16 protein-coding genes are annotated in these 16,304 nt (G+C 43.1%); 1 reads left to right on the top strand and 15 read right to left on the bottom strand.

What is annotated here, in order from left to right; all coding sequences use genetic code 11:
• Positions 1-47: 47 nt before the first annotated feature.
• The 15 genes from RB622_RS06810 to RB622_RS06740 all read right to left on the bottom strand — a co-directional run bounded on the left by RB622_RS06810 (position 48) and on the right by RB622_RS06740 (position 15,093).
• Positions 48-2,393 carry a GAF domain-containing protein gene (locus RB622_RS06810; RefSeq protein WP_308045803.1) on the bottom strand — a complete coding sequence of 782 codons (2,346 nt, stop codon included), beginning with the start codon at positions 2,391-2,393 and terminating at the stop codon, positions 48-50.
• A gap of 303 nt (positions 2,394-2,696) precedes the next feature.
• Entirely contained in the window at positions 2,697-3,041 is a 345-nt protein-coding gene (locus RB622_RS06805; RefSeq protein WP_308045802.1) for an STN domain-containing protein, read from the bottom strand.
• A gap of 182 nt (positions 3,042-3,223) precedes the next feature.
• The gene (locus RB622_RS06800; RefSeq protein WP_308045801.1) at positions 3,224-4,279 is read right to left on the bottom strand and encodes an NAD(P)-dependent alcohol dehydrogenase; all 1,056 of its coding nucleotides are present in this window, start codon (positions 4,277-4,279) and stop codon (positions 3,224-3,226) included.
• A 145-nt stretch (positions 4,280-4,424) separates the two neighbouring features.
• Positions 4,425-5,408, bottom strand: a complete 984-nt coding sequence (locus tag RB622_RS06795; protein ID WP_308045800.1) for an aldo/keto reductase — start codon at positions 5,406-5,408, stop codon at positions 4,425-4,427.
• A gap of 262 nt (positions 5,409-5,670) precedes the next feature.
• Positions 5,671-6,543, bottom strand: coding sequence for a helix-turn-helix domain-containing protein (locus RB622_RS06790; RefSeq protein WP_308045799.1), 873 nt, complete (start codon positions 6,541-6,543; stop codon positions 5,671-5,673).
• Between the two features lie 172 nt (positions 6,544-6,715).
• Positions 6,716-7,132, bottom strand: a complete 417-nt coding sequence (locus RB622_RS06785; RefSeq protein WP_308045798.1) for a cupin domain-containing protein — start codon at positions 7,130-7,132, stop codon at positions 6,716-6,718.
• Between the two features lie 330 nt (positions 7,133-7,462).
• Entirely contained in the window at positions 7,463-8,335 is an 873-nt protein-coding gene (locus RB622_RS06780; protein WP_308045797.1) for a helix-turn-helix domain-containing protein, read from the bottom strand.
• A gap of 54 nt (positions 8,336-8,389) precedes the next feature.
• The gene (locus RB622_RS06775) at positions 8,390-9,259 is read right to left on the bottom strand and encodes a TIM barrel protein (protein ID WP_308045796.1); all 870 of its coding nucleotides are present in this window, start codon (positions 9,257-9,259) and stop codon (positions 8,390-8,392) included.
• Between the two features lie 65 nt (positions 9,260-9,324).
• Positions 9,325-10,392, bottom strand: a complete 1,068-nt coding sequence (gene arsB, locus RB622_RS06770; protein ID WP_308045795.1) for an ACR3 family arsenite efflux transporter — start codon at positions 10,390-10,392, stop codon at positions 9,325-9,327.
• On the bottom strand, positions 10,389-10,802 hold the full coding sequence (locus RB622_RS06765) for an arsenate reductase ArsC (RefSeq protein ID WP_308045794.1): 414 nt from the start codon (positions 10,800-10,802) through the stop codon (positions 10,389-10,391). Before RB622_RS06765 ends, arsB begins: the two co-directional genes overlap by 4 nt.
• 137 nt (positions 10,803-10,939) lie before the next feature.
• Positions 10,940-11,422: a DUF6428 family protein gene (locus RB622_RS06760; protein ID WP_308045793.1), complete on the bottom strand. Its 483-nt coding sequence runs from the start codon at positions 11,420-11,422 to the stop codon at positions 10,940-10,942.
• A 47-nt stretch (positions 11,423-11,469) separates the two neighbouring features.
• A complete protein-coding gene (locus RB622_RS06755) occupies positions 11,470-11,799 on the bottom strand; it encodes a metalloregulator ArsR/SmtB family transcription factor (protein WP_308045792.1) in 330 nt (109 codons plus the stop codon).
• 934 nt (positions 11,800-12,733) lie between these two features.
• A complete protein-coding gene (locus RB622_RS06750; protein ID WP_308045791.1) occupies positions 12,734-13,234 on the bottom strand; it encodes a hypothetical protein in 501 nt (166 codons plus the stop codon).
• Between the two features lie 34 nt (positions 13,235-13,268).
• The gene (locus RB622_RS06745) at positions 13,269-13,922 is read right to left on the bottom strand and encodes a response regulator transcription factor (protein WP_308045790.1); all 654 of its coding nucleotides are present in this window, start codon (positions 13,920-13,922) and stop codon (positions 13,269-13,271) included.
• Between the two features lie 538 nt (positions 13,923-14,460).
• Entirely contained in the window at positions 14,461-15,093 is a 633-nt protein-coding gene (locus RB622_RS06740; protein WP_308045789.1) for a response regulator transcription factor, read from the bottom strand.
• Positions 15,094-15,742: 649 nt separating this feature from the next.
• Between RB622_RS06740 and RB622_RS06735 the strand changes: the two genes are divergently transcribed.
• Positions 15,743-16,147, top strand: coding sequence for an ester cyclase (locus RB622_RS06735; RefSeq protein WP_308045788.1), 405 nt, complete (start codon positions 15,743-15,745; stop codon positions 16,145-16,147).
• Positions 16,148-16,304 lie beyond the last annotated feature (157 nt).

Here is a 16,304-nt window from a genome sequence, read left to right as displayed (position 1 = left end):
CGTTTGTCTAACTGGTCAATTCATAAAAATCCAATTTTCATATCACTTCAGTCATAAACTATTCGAAGCCTTAGTGCCTGCAACCCGCTCAGGCCCTGAAGATCTTCAAGATCCAGCTCCTCAGTCTCTGGCGCAAGCGCATTGGTTTCCTGCAAATAGCTGATGAAAGGCAGGTAATCTTCAATATCCTTTTTCTGAAAATAAATCAGCGCAATGGTATCGGGCTGGGTCAGCCGTTCCCCGGTGTTTCTTAGGTGAACCTTATCAATGCGTTTCTTAATCATTTGATAACGAATATTGTATGCCCCCTCCACATCAAATTTCCTTTCGTCGGGACGAAAACTGATGTCAATCATGTGGTTATGTACAAAAATCAACTGCGTGGTGGACAGTCTCCTGGGCATGTCCGGCAGCAAAGCATGCGTCGTTTTCGCGACCGCGATCATGGATGACAGCTGCCAGAGCCGGAGATTTTTGAGATAAAAATGATTGAAAGGTTTTTCAGGGTTCATGGACTGGCCGATGTAAATATCGTACTCGACGCCATCCGTCCTGAATTTTTCGAAATAACACGGATATGGCTGCTGAAGCTTTTCCTTTTCAGATTCAAAGTAGTCGTTGACCGCATCATTGATCATCTGCATCGAATGCTCAAACGCTTTACGATTGCCGAAAACCTCACCGGTTTTGGGCTGAGTCGCATCCAGATATCCGGCAATCACGTCCCTGGTATCGGGCTCATATTGCTGCAAATGTGTAAAATAATCACTTATCTTAAAGTCCAGAAATGTGCTCAGGCCGGTTTCGTCCGCACTGCTCAATTCATCAGCATTAAAGGTTCGAATCCATTTACCGCAGCTGTAACGAAGCTCCTGCATAATGGAAGAATTATCCATTGAGGCTAACGACGCGAGTGTTTTGTCCAGCAATGCCAGATGAAAATTCAAATCCGTCCTGATGGCTGCATTTCTTTCAACGGTCGAATTCCTGATGTCAATCGCACCATAAAGCGGGTACACTTCCCGAAAGCAGATTGGCTCTACTTCAATGGGTATATTTTTCTTTTTTTTATACAAAAAATGCCAGGCCGTTTCGTTAAACTTCCATTGAACAGAAGGCTGCACGGAGGTAAATTTCTCTTTGATAATGCTTTCCAGTTCCAGATTAAATTCATCGATATAAATCTGAAGAAGCTGTGCAATCGGCTCAACGGCCGGTTCCAGCATTGCGAGTGTCTTTTCATCAAAAACCTCATCCCGCCAGGTATGCATCCCCAGCACACCAACGGCGGTTTCGTCAAAAAAAACGGGGAGCATCGCCAATGAACGTACACCGAGGTTTCTGAATGGTTCAAGAAAAGCGATCTGCTTTTCCTTTTCTCCCCCAATATCGGGCGAAAAGAAAGATATCGGTTTGGCAAAATAGCTCTCAGCCTGCCGTGTAAAAGCCTCGGGAGTCAACCTGTCGCCCCCCCATACTTTAAACATTATACCGGTGCCGCCCGTTTCATAACCAAAAACCGCCCTGTTATTAACCCGCACAAAGGGAAAAAGATCAAACTCAATTTTGTTGTTCTGAACGAGCGTTTTTAACGATTCAATGATATTCCGATAGCGCGTCGCTCCATCACCGGGAATCCGGTTCAGTCGTACTTTTTTGATATTTTCAACCGCCATTTGCGCAGTGACATCGGAGATGTTGAGCACGGCAAAACCCCTGAAGCGAAACAAATGAAGCGGGAGCATCTTTTCCAGTAAAAGGTGTCCGTTATCTTCACTGAACCGCGCATATAATTCTACGAAATCAATAACAGGCAGCTCGCCCTTCGGGGTTATTTCTACAAAATCGGTATTGACATTTGCTTCATAATAGCTCAAAAGGCCCGTTTCATGATTTCTCCATGCCAGATATTGCTGGACTTTAACGGGAACATGGAAATTATACAACCGCCGCAGGATCAGCGTATAGATCAGGTTCAACCTTTCTTTGATAAAATCCTCAACTGTCTTTTTTATCAGGTACTCATCTCCATCCGAAGGTTTTTGCCCAATCATCTCGAAAAGCCGGTCGGTTCCGTAAAATATTCTTGGGTTTACCGGAAAACTCAGTCCCCAGGCAAGGTCCTTTTCCGGCGATAGTACTGGTGAGAGGCAGGTATAAACATGTTCAAAAAAGCCCTCATACTGATGAACATCGTCGAGTGCAATATCCGTTTCCGGTATTTGCTGCTGCCGGAAGTATTCCAGTATTTTTTTATAAAAAACAGCTTTTGGAGTAGTTTCTTCCGCTGCACGCTGCGCTACAAACCTGATAAAAGGCATAAAGGAAATGGCTACATCAATCTCCAACCCCAGAGAATGAAAACCGGAGACCTCCTGAATTTCTACTTTCATGCTGCTGACTAACCGTTAATGACCAAACCCTGTTTCGTAAGTCGCCATATCTCCGGTTTTACGTAAACAATAGGTATGGTCAGCTAAAATTAACATCTTCGCGTATAAGGTTTGTGATTTTTTTGGTATTTTACAAATTAATCAGTTTAGTGAAACTACTTACTGTCTGGTATATTCTGATCTGACCAGATTAAAGCAATTGGTCGTTGTCATTTCGTTTTCACGCTGTTGTATTTTCAGCGTATCGCAAGCCACGCAATCAAAAGGTTGGAACACTTATAAATTTGCATGATATTGGTAACATCAGTGCATGGATCTGTCTCTCACTAAAATAACATGTCCGCCCTCTTGTCTGAATTTGACTTTCAACGGCCCCAGCAAATTTTGAAGCACCGCGCCCAGTTTTTCATCCTGAACATTCAGGTCAACAATTCGTTCCGATCTGATCAGCCGGGAACTATAAATAAACCTGACACCCGATACTTTTTCGATTTCCGTTAGAACCGTACTAAGCTGTTGCTGATTAATATCAAGCGTGAGCGCGCGGTTAAAGCTTCCCTGTAAATTACTGGTTTCGCAGAAAGCCGTGGACAGATGGATAACAAAAAGGATCAGAACCAGAACTTCGATGACAAGTCTTGATAGCATACCCTGTTTAAAAATTCCGGCCATAATTTATAGTTAAATTGTTGTCATAGTGTTCAGTCGCTCCCAGCCGGGCATAAGTAAGACAGATGCTATGAAGCAGAAACCCGGGCCAGGCAAAATCAAAAAGGGGAACCAACATAAAGCCTTTCCCCTTTCCATACACATCAACTTAAACAACGCAGTTATTTCAGCGAAGCCATATCAATCACAAACCTGTATTTCACATCACCTTTGAGCAGACGCTCATAAGCTTCGTTAACCTGATCAACGCCAATCAGTTCAATGTCGGAGGTGATATTATGTGCGGCACAGAAGTCCAGCATTTCCTGGGTTTCGGCAATACCGCCGATATTCGATCCTGCAAAACTTCGTCTGCCCAGGATCAAACTGAACGAGGTCACCGGAAGCGGCTCCATGGGCGCACCCACCAAGGCAAGGGCACCATCCACTTTCAGCAGATTCAGATAAGCATCGATATTGTGTTGTGCCGAAACACAGTCCAGGATAAAATTCAGGCTCTTTGCGTATTTACTCATTTGGTCCGGATCGGTCGACAAAACAACCTCATCTGCACCGAGACGTTTAGCGTCCTCCGTTTTAGAAACCGAAGTTGTAAAAACCACGACATGCGCACCCATGGCTTTGGCCAGCTTAATCCCCATGTGTCCCAGACCGCCTATGCCGACTACGCCGACTTTACTACCCGGGCCCACTTTCCAGTGTCTCAGTGGAGAATACGTTGTTATACCCGCACAAAGTAATGGCGCAGTTCCAGCCAGATCCAGATTTTCGGGTACGCTGAGTACGTAATTTTCGTCAACCACAATGCTCTGCGAATAACCGCCGTAGGTTTGTCCGCCCAGATACTTATCCGGCGAATTGAAAGTCAGCGTATTGCCCGGATCACAAAACTGTTCCAGACCTTCCTTGCAATACTCACATTCCCGACAGGAGTCCACCATACAGCCCACTGCCGCGAGATCTCCCACTTTAAACTTCTTCACATGCCCGCCAATGTTGGTGACACGACCAACAATTTCATGTCCGGGAACGATCGGGTAGATGGTGTTATGCCATTCGTTTCTTGCAGAGTGCAGGTCCGAATGACAAATACCGCAATAAAGAATTTCTATTTCAACGTCATGTGCCGTCGCTGTCCTCCGTTGAATAGCTAACGTTTTAAGTTCTTCTTCTTCTGCACTTGCTGTTCCAAATGCTTTTACATTTTTAACTTCCATGTCTGTTTCTTATTGTTTATGGTTCTTAAAATCCGTAGAAAATGGCAATGCACAATTTACTTCCACGGATGTATTTGATTAATTCAATTTTAACATTTGCCCGGCTCAATGCATTGCTGCCAGAAAAAACAATATCTGCGGATCTTCAATTACCTACTCTTTTCTGCAACGCTTCCGGATAGCGCGCGCCCTGAACGGTAATTTCCGATGCAGCATTTTCAATATTAATTAAATCCTCTTCACTCAATACAACCGTTGCACCGCCTAAATTCTCTTCCAACCGGTGCAGCTTTGTTGTACCTGGAATGGGTACAATCCATGGTTTTTGCGCGAGCAGCCAGGCAAGAGCGATCTGCGCAGGCGTTCCGTTCTTCTGTTCCGCGATCTTGTTCAACAAATCAACCAAAGCCTGATTCGCTTTCCGGGCATCCGCGGCAAAACGGGGAACAATGTTACGGAAATCCGTACTATCGAATGTTGTATTTTCGTCAATCTTTCCGGTGAGAAAACCTTTCCCGAGCGGACTAAACGGAACGAAACCAATGCCCAGTTCTTCAAGTGTCGGGATGATTTCTGCTTCCGGCTCTCTCCACCAAAGCGAATATTCGCTCTGAAGCGCAGCCACCGGCTGCACGGCATGGGCACGACGAATCGTTTGCACACCTGCTTCGGAAAGCCCAAAATGCTTCACTTTTCCTTGCTGAATCAAGTCCTTCACCGTTCCAGCTACCTCTTCGATCGGCACATTCGGATCAACCCGGTGTTGATACAAAAGGTCGATCCGGTCCGTTTTAAGCCTTTTTAAGGCAGCCTCAACAAACGTTTTTATACGCTCAGGACGGCTATCCAGGCCTGCTTTGGAATCTCCGTCTTCAAAGCCGAATTTAGTAGCAATAACAATTTCATCACGGAAGGGAGCTACGGCCTCTCCCAGCAGTTCTTCATTTATAAACGGACCATAAGCCTCGGCGGTATCAAAAAACGTAACGCCCCGCTCAAATGCCGTCCTGATTAATTTGATTGCATCCTGGGTATCGGTTGCAGGACCGTAGCCAAAGCTAAGCCCCATACAACCCAGGCCCAGAGCCGAAACCTCTAGACCATTGTTTCCTAATTGTCGCTTTTCCATTGTTTTTAGTTCTATCGGTTAATGAATTTTAAAATTAACGAGCAAAATACCAGCTAAGAAGCGGTGGGGTGCAGGTTTACGCGTATCCGTTTCAGTATAGACTTCTGTGCAAATAAGCTTGTATACACTGCCACCGTTCGCAACGAAAAATGGTCTTGTCAACCATCTTTCTTTGCAATCTATTTTGATCGTGCAAAGTTCGCGCGGCAAATGGTATTACCGTTAACAACTTTCAAACAAAAAAGTAAGAATTTCAAACATTTTACGCTCGAACAGACTTAGGTACCGTGCCGGTCATTCGTTTGAAATAATTATTAAAATAGGTCGGATATTCAAAGCCCAGTGCATAACCGATGTCGGCAATGCTCCAATCGGTATGCCGCAACAGCGCTTTGGCTTCACTGATGATTCTTTCGGAAATATGTGCGGTGGTTGACTTCCCCGTCACTTCTTTCACGGAGCGGTTAAGATGATTAACGTGCACGGACAGCCCGCTGGCAAAATCCAGGGCAGTTTTTAGTCGGAGAGACTGCTCCGGACTTTCGATCGGAAACTGCCGTTCCAATAGTTCAAGAAACAAAGAAGTCAAACGGGATGATCCGTTTTTATGTGCGAAAAAGTTTTCGGAAGGCTGCATTTTCAAAGCCTCGTGAATCATCAGATTAATGTAATTACGGATCAGCTCACCTTTATACACATAATCCTCAGCCTGCTCTGCCACCATCCTTTCAAACAACGTGATGAGAAAGTTTTTTTGGGACTCATCCAGATAAAAAACAGGTGTACCGCCAATCTTGAACAACGGTGATTGCTGCAAACTCTCACTACGCACATCGCTTTTCAGAAAATCTTCCGTAAAAACACAGGCATAGCCACTATATGACGACGAGACAATCTCCCACGAGTAAGGAATATGCGGATTGCCAAAAAACAGGATCGTCCCTTCCGTTTCAATGCCTCTGTCGGCGTAATGAATAATATTCCTTCCCGTATTGATACAAATTTTATAGAAGTCCCTCCGATTGTAAGACGGCACCGCATTCACACCGCTGTCCACTTTATACACCTTAAAACCTTTCAGTTTGAGGTCACTTAATTTTAAATCGGAAGTCTGAGAGATTGCATTTTTGTCCATATGACAAAGTTAAGAAAATCAAACAAACAATCACAAGGACTGATAGTGCGAACAATCTTCAAAAACAGCCTAATGGCCGTTTTCGGTTAATGCGGTATCAATCCTTGTGATTTTGTTATAGTTGGCGATGATCGGGTCATGAAAATCATCGTCTACGGGAAATATTTACACGCTATCGGTAAGCATAATACTCTTCATCCGTCACCGGTTGCAGCCATACTACGGCACCACCTTTGCTCTCATTGGGATTGATTGCAATATGCACAAACGGACTATCTGCCGCTGCGCCGTGCCAATGCACGACATCCGGTGCAATATTCACAGCATCACCCACCCGAAGAAGCTGAATGGCCTTGCCTTGCTCCTGATAATAACCAGTCCCAGCAGTAACCACCAGAATTTGTCCGTTCGGGTGTGTATGCCAGCTATTGCGTGCCCCCGGCTGAAAAGTGACATCACTCACAACACAATCCGTCTGATCATTCGGCGGCACCAGGGTTTTTATCCACGCCACGCCTGTAAAGTAGTCAACAGGAGCCTGTGCTGCCCCTTCGGGCGCTTCTGTCAGCTTTATATCTGTTTGGTTCATAATGTTTATTTTTAAGAATTCCGTTTTTTCTTTATTGCTCTCAAATGATCTATTTCTATACCTTTTTGTCTGAAAGGTTAAGCCCGATACGCGAAACGCCGACTTTTCTAAATTTCGTTTTTTTTTAGCAAATGATCCCATAGAACATTTTCGTTGTAATGCAAAGCCGACCGTCATCATTGTATCATGGTTAACATTACCCGACTTCAATACGGTTTGCAGGAATTCTGCTTCTTCGTTAAAAGATCATTGAAATCAAGGCAAAATTACTGATGGAAAAGATGCTCCGGGTAACGAATTACAAACAGAAAAGTAAATATTTCAAACAATTTAAACCCTGACCGATTTCGGCACGGTACCCGTCATTTTTTTAAAGTAGTTGTTAAAATGCGTAGGATACTCAAATCCGAGCCCGTATGCAATGTCGCCGATACTCCAGTCGGTATGCTGCAAAAGTGCTTTTGCTTCAATAATGATCCGGTCGGCAATCAGGGTCGTCGTGGATTTACCCGTCACCTCCCGGACTGAGCGGTTCAGATGGTTCACGTGTACCGAAAGCCTCGTAGCATAATCCTTAGCGGTCCTTAATACAAGCGGATGTCCGGGACTTTCGATCGGAAACTGTCTTTCCAGCAACTCAAGGAAAAGGGACGTAATACGGGAAGACGCATTTTTGTGTTTAAAGAAGTTGCCAGAGGGTTGTAATTTTAATGCCTCATGGATGATCAAATTGATATAATTACGCACCAATTCGTCTTTATAGACATAATCTGCATCCTGTTCTTGGAGTATTTTCCTGAACAGGATACCTAGAAATTTCTTCTGTTCTTGATCGAGGGTAAACAGCGGCGTACCCCCAAGTTTAAATAAGGGTGACTGCTGAAGACTTTCCGAGCGGTCATTAATTTTAAGAAATTCTTCTGTGAAAAGGCATGCAAAACCAGTCTGCGAGGAACATAAAACTTCCGACGAATACGGGATATGCGGGTTGGCAAAAAACAAAAAGGTATCATCAAGTTCAATGCCCTTATTGGCATAATGAATCATGGTTTTACCCGTGATCATGCATATCTTATAAAAGTCCCGGCGACTGTAAGAAGGAACGGGACTAACGGCCGTTTCTATCTCATAGGCTTTAAACCCTTTCAATTTAAGATCGACGGTGTTGAACCCCACAACAGAAGAAACCAGTTGATTTTCCATGGCACAAAGTTAATGAAATCAAATAATTCACAACTGGTTTTGCTGCGCTATTTTTTAAATCATCCTGTCGAAAACCTTACGTTGTTCCATCATTGACTTTACTTTATCGATCGGATCCGTGTGACATTCCAGCAGAACCCACCCTTTGTAGTCCATTTTTACGAGATTATTTAGCAAGGCCTGGTATGGATAATCTGTCCTGTCCAATTCCCGAACGTGACAGGTATCACCAAAGTATTGTTTGACAAGATCAAAATTATATTGAAAACCCAGGCCATTCAGATCCTGCTTATTGCAGTTCCAGCAGATTTTGGCATTGGGGTGGTCGGCATACTCCATGATTTTTTTGATGTTCGGAAGCTCCTGAGTTTCTTCTCCGTGCACTTCCAGTCTCAGTTGCTGCCCATAATCCGCCGCAAATTGGGCGAGTTCATGCAGAGACCCGCCAATCTGGGCAAGTGTTTTTTCGACCGGCACTTCCTTGTGAAGTCCGTTGGGTTTTACTTTAACCCCGGAGCCGCCCACATCTGCACTTAATCTGATAAATTCCTTTGTCCTTTCAATCGACGCCTTCACTTTTCCCTGATCCGGGTAGTCATACTGCTGGTTAGTGCCAAGCCCGATAATTTTCACGGTGCTGTCCGCAAACCGCTTTTTAACCTCTGTCCTTTGGGAGCTAACAAGTTCCGGCATTACTTTATGCGCATGATCAACCCGCAGTTCGACACCCCCAATATTGGTTTGTATACAGTTTTTGATAATCGTTGCAAGGTCCCAATCCTTTCCCCATAAATACGTAACAAACCCCAATTTAACGTTGCTCTTGCTCTCTTTGATTAATGCTGCGAAAACGTCAGACGAAATCACAGATGCGCCTGCCAGCAGGGAAATGTCTTTAAGAAATGTTTGTCTATCAATAAGCATGCCAATGATATTAAGGATGAGATAATCAGAAAGTAAAAGTCTGATTTGACTGGCAACTACTTTTATTAGGCCATTTCTGTTTTATAATATCTTTTACGAAGCCAGAAAGCGACATTGACAAGGGCAATCAGCGCAGGTACTTCTACCAGCGGCCCAATTACGCCCACAAACGCCTGACCGGAATTAATGCCAAATACGCCAATGGCAACGGCGATGGCCAGCTCGAAATTATTCCCGGAAGCAGTAAAGGCAATCGAGGCATTTTGCGCATAATCAGCCCCTTGCCATCTTGCCACAAAAAAGCTGATCAAAAACATGATGGCAAAATAAATAACCAGGGGTACAGCAATCAACAGCACATCACCCGGCAACTGAACGATCAGCGCGCCTTTCAGGCTGAACATCAGCATAATCGTTAACAAAAGTGCAAGCAAGGTTAAAGGCGAGATGAAAGGTATAAATTTATTTTCGTACCAATTCTCTCCTTTCAGCTTGGTCAGGCCAACACGGCTTACCACACCCGCCACAAAGGGAATCCCCAGATAAATACCCACGCTCGCAGCAATTTCAGCAATGGTGATGTCTACCGCCAGACTCTGTTCAAATCCTTTCAAGCCGATCAGCGGAGGCAAGACCGTAATGAAAAAATACGTATAAAAGCTGTATAAGAGTACCTGAAAAACGCTGTTCAATGCAACCAGTCCTGCTGCATATTCCCGGCTTCCATCCGCCAGCTCATTCCATACCAATACCATGGCAATACAACGCGCAAGACCAATCAAAATCAAGCCAATCATGTAATCCGGGTGATCTGAAAGGAAAACAGCGGCCAGTGTAAACATTAAGACCGGACCAATAATCCAGTTCAGGGTCAATGAAACCGTCATCACTTTAGTATTTCTGAACAGCTCCCCCATTTTGTCGTATCTAACCTTGGCCAGCGGCGGATACATCATCAAAATCAACCCGATGGCCAGGGGGATATTGGTGGTCCCGCTTGAAAAAGTATTGATATACGCAGGAATGGCAGGAACAAAATTACCCAGCCCCACCCCGATCGCCATGGCCAGAAAAATCCATAAAGTAAGATGCCGGTCAAGAAATCCTAATTTTTTACGGTCACTACATTTCATAAATTTTCTTTGACGAAGTTTTCACTATACTTCCTGATCATTTCCCGCACCGATCTGAATGATTCCGCTATCTGCGCTTCATCACCGGTCGCTTTGGCCGGATCAGGGAAGTTATGATGAAACTTGACTGCATTGGTTGGGAAATACGGGCAGCGTTCTTTCGCATTGTCACAGACCGTAATCACAAAATCGAAGTCCACATCCTGATATTCATTGATATGATTGGAAGTATGCGCTGAAATGTCAATTCCATCTTCGGCCATCACAGCAATCGCTCTGGGGTTAACCCCGTGGGTTTCGACGCCTGCGCTATACACGACGGCTTTATTTCCAGCGAAATATTTCAAATACCCTTCAGCAATCTGACTGCGGCAACTGTTTCCTGTGCAAAGCACTAATATATTTTTCATTTTTTAGATTTTAGATGTTAAAAATGAGGTTACACAGCGGTTCCACAACGTGAAAAAGAGATCCACCGAGCTGCATTAATGACCGAACAAAAAACTCTGTGTCCCTCTCTTTATATCTCAGTGGTTCTCTGTGTAACCTACTTGCAGCAGGACGCGCCGGATGCTGTAGTGCCACAACTTTCATTTCTGGTCAATGCTTTGCACTGCGTAAAGTCGGGAACCAGGTTTACTGTGAATGAGTCGCCCTCCGTATGAAACTCGCCCGGATACATCTGGCGGGTATCAAATTTAGAATTGCCAAACTCAATTTTCACCGTAGCATTCGGATTTAACCGAAGTGATTTCTCAACCAGGTTAATGATCGATAGGGCTTTGCTCACTTTCATGGCCCTTTCCGTTTCTCCAACCGGCGGTTCCCACAATTGGACAATAACTTCAGTCCAGCTGTTCATCACCCCGCCACAATCCACCGATACAATTGGTGCCTGCTTTATCTCCGTGATATGATACGATGTATCTACAAACAGATTCTCCCCATACTGGAATTGCAGGACCCGGTCCGGATTTTCCAGCAGCCTGTTTTTAAACGCCTGCCAGTTCATTGGATTTAAACTATTCATTGCTATATTACGATTAATTTATATATGAAAAACGAATACTCTTTTACCTATTTGCAACAATTAACGGCCACTTCTGTCTCAAAAATTTCGCCAAAAATAGCCTTTGCCTCCTGCCAGACGGTTTCGTTAATACAATAACATACACGCGGCGGATTAATTTCTCCATGAAGAATCCCAATCTGTTTAAGCTCTTTCAAATGCTGGGATACGGTAGCCTGCGCCAGTGGAAGCACTTCTACCAAATCCCCGCATACACAGGATTTTTCTTTCAGTAAATGCTGAATAATGGCAATCCGAGCCGGATGCGCCAGTGCTTTCGCCAAATCAGCGATACGGTTCTGTTTGTCCGTAAAAACTTCTGTCTTTGTAACTCCCATGTGCCAAAGGTAAAAATATTTTTATTTATTGCAATAATACGATAGATATTTTAGGGCAAAATAATATCATTGGCGTTTCTTATCAACCCGGGCGGGACTAGTAACGATGACTTTTACCTTCGAAGGGATAGGCTGACATTCATCCATATTTTTGACGGAACGGCTCAAAGAGATACCATGATTCATGAAAAGTTGATTCATTATCAGACATTTAGCAAATAAGGTATTAAATTCGTTTTGAAACCACTTTCACGGGAATAATAATGATAATACGAGCTGACAGATCTGGTTTGGACATACCGAAGCAATTCGCTTTTAGATTTCTGGAACAGGCCCTTGTTGGTTGTAATCCAGAAATAGCCATTTTTGTCTTCCAGGATACAATGAGAAGTATCGAGGAAATGATTTTTATCCGAGGGTAATTTGATTAATGTGTTATTTCAGTAAGGAAAAAAAACGTTCTCATACGTGGTGAACCATATCTCCGCCGGATTGGATACGTGAAGGCTTCTTACGTTCAGGTTTTCAGTGCCTTGAATAACATTGACTTTTCTTTTGCCGGGCCCAATGTTATAGAGTCCCTTAGGGCTCCCAATCCATAATGTGTTCCCTATTTTCTCAAGCCATTTGGGGCTTGTAGGCCCCCTGAAAAAAAATACAGGAGAAGATTTTTTTTTCAGGGGATCAATGCTATAAATTGTCCCATCTTCGGTAGCCATCCAGATTAACTTGCTCCTTTTCTCGTAAAACAATACGAATACATTGTGTTTTACATCCCAATGTTTCAGTATAGTCCTGGCGTTGGGAGAGAATTTGTAGAGGTGTTTTTCAAATGCTCCTCATGGATATTTTTTTGCATCCAGCGTGAGTAAATAGAGATTAAGCGGGGTGAAAATTGGAATTTTATTAATCAGGAATGGTTTCCTCCGGATCACTATTTGTATTTCGGCGGGGTCAGTGCAGTTCTTTGTATGCCGGGCCCGCTTACGGGTAGCAGGATTTTTAACAGTCCTTCCCTTACGTCTAAAATTCTGGCTACATATTGATTGTCCCTAAATACCTGCCCACCTTGAATTCGAAAAAAATCCATGTTTGAGGTCAAAGCATAAAGATGGTTGCTTCTTTTCTGCATACTTGGCTGAAACCAGGTAAGCCTGTTCGTTGAAATATCCAGATTTGATTTGTTGAAAACTTTAAATCGTCTACCGTCAAAACGAACCAGTCCATTTTCTGTCGTCAGCCAAACAAACCCTTCAAGATCAGGCGCAATATCTTTGACGCTATTCTGCGGAAGGCCGTTTTCGTCGGTATAATGTTTAAATGAACAACCGTCTGTCAAATCTGGCCCGTTTTGGGCATAAGCTGACCCCGTCACGAGGAATGCAAGGGGCAGAAAACAGGATCCCTTAGGGAGTCTTGGCAAGGGTATATTCATTTGTTATGAAGGTCTGTTATGCCTTTTGCATGGATCATTGCATACTATTGTGGTGTTCCGATTTCAGCAGTTCCACCTTTTTATAAAGATCAATGGAGTTGGTGACCCCCATCTTTTTAAAAATGTTCAGTTTGAAAGTACTTATGGTGGACATTTTCAGGTTCGTTATGGAACAGATTTCCTTCGAGGACAAGCCTTGTAGGACAAGTGTCATCACGTCTGTTTCACGATCGGTAAGTAGCATAAGAGGATTGTAACCATCCCTTTTATCCTTTTTCAATACATTCAACAGTTGTTGCTGAATCGCAGTACTCACATACTGCCGGTTGTTGATGAGGGATAAGACCGCATCCCGGAATTCTTTTTCAGAGCTGGTTTTAGAAACAAAGCCATTGGCACCGGCAGAAACATAAGGCAATGCATACAACGCCTCCTCGTATCCCGAGTAAATAAGGATAGAAACTTTTTCCTGTAATTGCCTGATCTTTTCAATCATGCCTAAATGATCTCCGCCAGGAACATTTAGATCCAGGATGATCATATCGTAACTATTGGCCTTTAGCCGGTTCTGGGCCTCGTAAAATGTGGGCACTTCATTAACTTTGGCACCAGGAACAATATCGTTGAGCATGATTCTCACGCTCATTCTGATGGAGGGGTGGTCTTCTACAATCAAAAAATTCTTCATGTGTTTAGCTTTATACAATCCGAGATGATAAAAATCTATTTCACAGGCAGAGATCCGATAGCTCAATATGCTCCGCCAAGATAGACATGATTGGTACGGGTAACCTCACAAATATTTGGAATTAAACTCATTTAATTCCAAATATTGAATTTTACTCAAACAGTAATAAATTTATTTCTAATTAAAATATTTCTACAAGATACTATTTCGCGAAAAACTATATTTGCTGGGAAGTTGGTGAGGCTATATCCAAAACAAAATGACTTTTGTCATTTATCTCATGTTATGTCTGTTGCATAAATTATGTTAAAGCCAATGGTACCCGGCAGGAGCCCTTAGCTCTAAATCATAGGTAATTTTAGGAGTGGAACAGACAAAAATATCTATTTAAGTAGTCATAGAAGTACAAAACCCGGACTCTTACCTAGAAATAAGGAGTGGAGCGGTCTAAGCGTCGTCAAACCAAATTATGAAGTTTAACCGATTCATGAATAAACTTACCAGTTTACGTGGCCTGAGAACGGAATAGCCGGAAGGATCATAATCCTTGCATAGAACCCATCCGATCTCTTAGTTTCATCACGTTATCGATATCCAGCTTTCTGAAAATCGTCGATTTTATCGTGCTGATCGTTGACGCTTTTCTGTCGAGCAAATAAGCAATCCGGCTTGTCTTCATTCCTTCGCTAAGGTATTTGGCAATTTCATACTCATGGGCCGTTAACTGTTTGCTTTTAGGTTGCTCTTCTCTAAAAAGATGCCAACCTGAAAATATAATTTCCATGATGTCCAGACCAATCCGCCTATTTCCCTGTAAAATATCCAGAAAATATTGTAACAGATCTTCCCGCGACGTCGTTTTAGTTAGATAACCGTCAACACCTTTTTGCATAAAGTAAATAACAGCCTCCGCCTCCGGTTTGTCATCATACAGAATTATTTTCGCCGACTTATGCAAGCGTTTTATATTCTTTAATGCCTTCGAAGTATTGATGGGATAGTGGTGACTTAAACCGATGACAATCAACCCCACAGACGTTAACATTGGAACATCAAAAAGGCGATCGACCTGGTCCCACTCATGGATGGTCGCACCAGGGAAATGATCATTTAAAAACCGCACAAGTCCGTTCCTTTGTATTGGGAACTGATCAACAACTATAACTTTCATATTGCTGGGTTAATAGAATGGAGACAACTGTCTGTAAAAAATATGGGAGCTGCATTAACGCCCAGCCATGGGCCGAGCCGTCTAGTTTCTACAATCGAATTCCGGCAGCTTCCATGTAATTATTACGATCAACCAAATGTGATTAAAAATCATCTTTGATTCATCTAAGTCATTGTTCCAACAAAGTCCGTATCTCCAAAACGCCGGATACGGGCTTTATCCTTTATACAAACTAATTTACCTGCTTACAGCAATTCCCTGAACGGTTTCTTTGCCATTTTTACGAACGATCTTTACAACATACAGACCGGCCAGGAGATTCTTGATCTTTGAAGTGCATTTATTTTTAACGTCGGATTTAGTGATCCGGATCAGGGAACATGGGGCCGGGGAAGTGCAATGTCTGTTCATAGTTTTCAAAGGATATCGTGAAGTGTATTGATAGCCCAAACTTAGGTAAGACAATGCAATTGTTTTATAGTACTATTCCCTATCTTCATAGAATTATTTCATCGGCACTTTGATTTATACTAAAACGGTCGCATGCGCTGCAAGTTTTGCGCCAATCCATACAAGGAAATAACGAGTAGAATACATCATATTCCCGCTTTTAAAACTAAAACTATTTTTCGCTCTAAACTTTCATGTTATGCGTAAAATACAATCCTCTTTACTGTATCGATGGTTTGATCAGGTTTGGAATCAAAACGATGAAAACGCCATCGACCGTCTTATGGCTAACGATGCTGAATTTCACGGCATTGTCACTGAAAATAATACAAAAGGAGTCCCCGGATTTAAGTTATTTTTCAGAGATTTCACTTCCCGGTTCCACAACATCACCATAGATGTGGAAGATGTTGTTTCCGAAGATGACATGGAATCTGCCCGAACCCTTATCACAGCTACCCATACAGCGAGTAATAAAGTTGTTGTCGTGCCTGGCATCTGCATGATAAAAGTCGAATCGGGAAAAATTGCAGAGGCCTGGAATCACTATGACTTTCTGTCGTTGCATGAACAGCTTGGGCAAAAATTAGTACCTGTGGAGTAACTGCCGGACTATTTTCTTGGATGTAAACCAAAAATAATGAGGCTGTCTCAAAAGGGCAGTCTCTTTTTTTGCGTATATAGTGTTGTTTATTTTTTCAGAATTGATTATCTTTAGTTATAAGCAAATCAGGAAAAATGGGCCGCAGACAACCTACTTT

The sequence above is a fragment of the Dyadobacter sp. LHD-138 genome, assembly GCF_030929615.1.
GTDB lineage: Bacteria > Bacteroidota > Bacteroidia > Cytophagales > Spirosomataceae > Dyadobacter.
The sequence above is the reverse complement of the archived record's forward strand: the minus strand, read 5'-3'. Positions and strand labels throughout refer to the sequence as shown.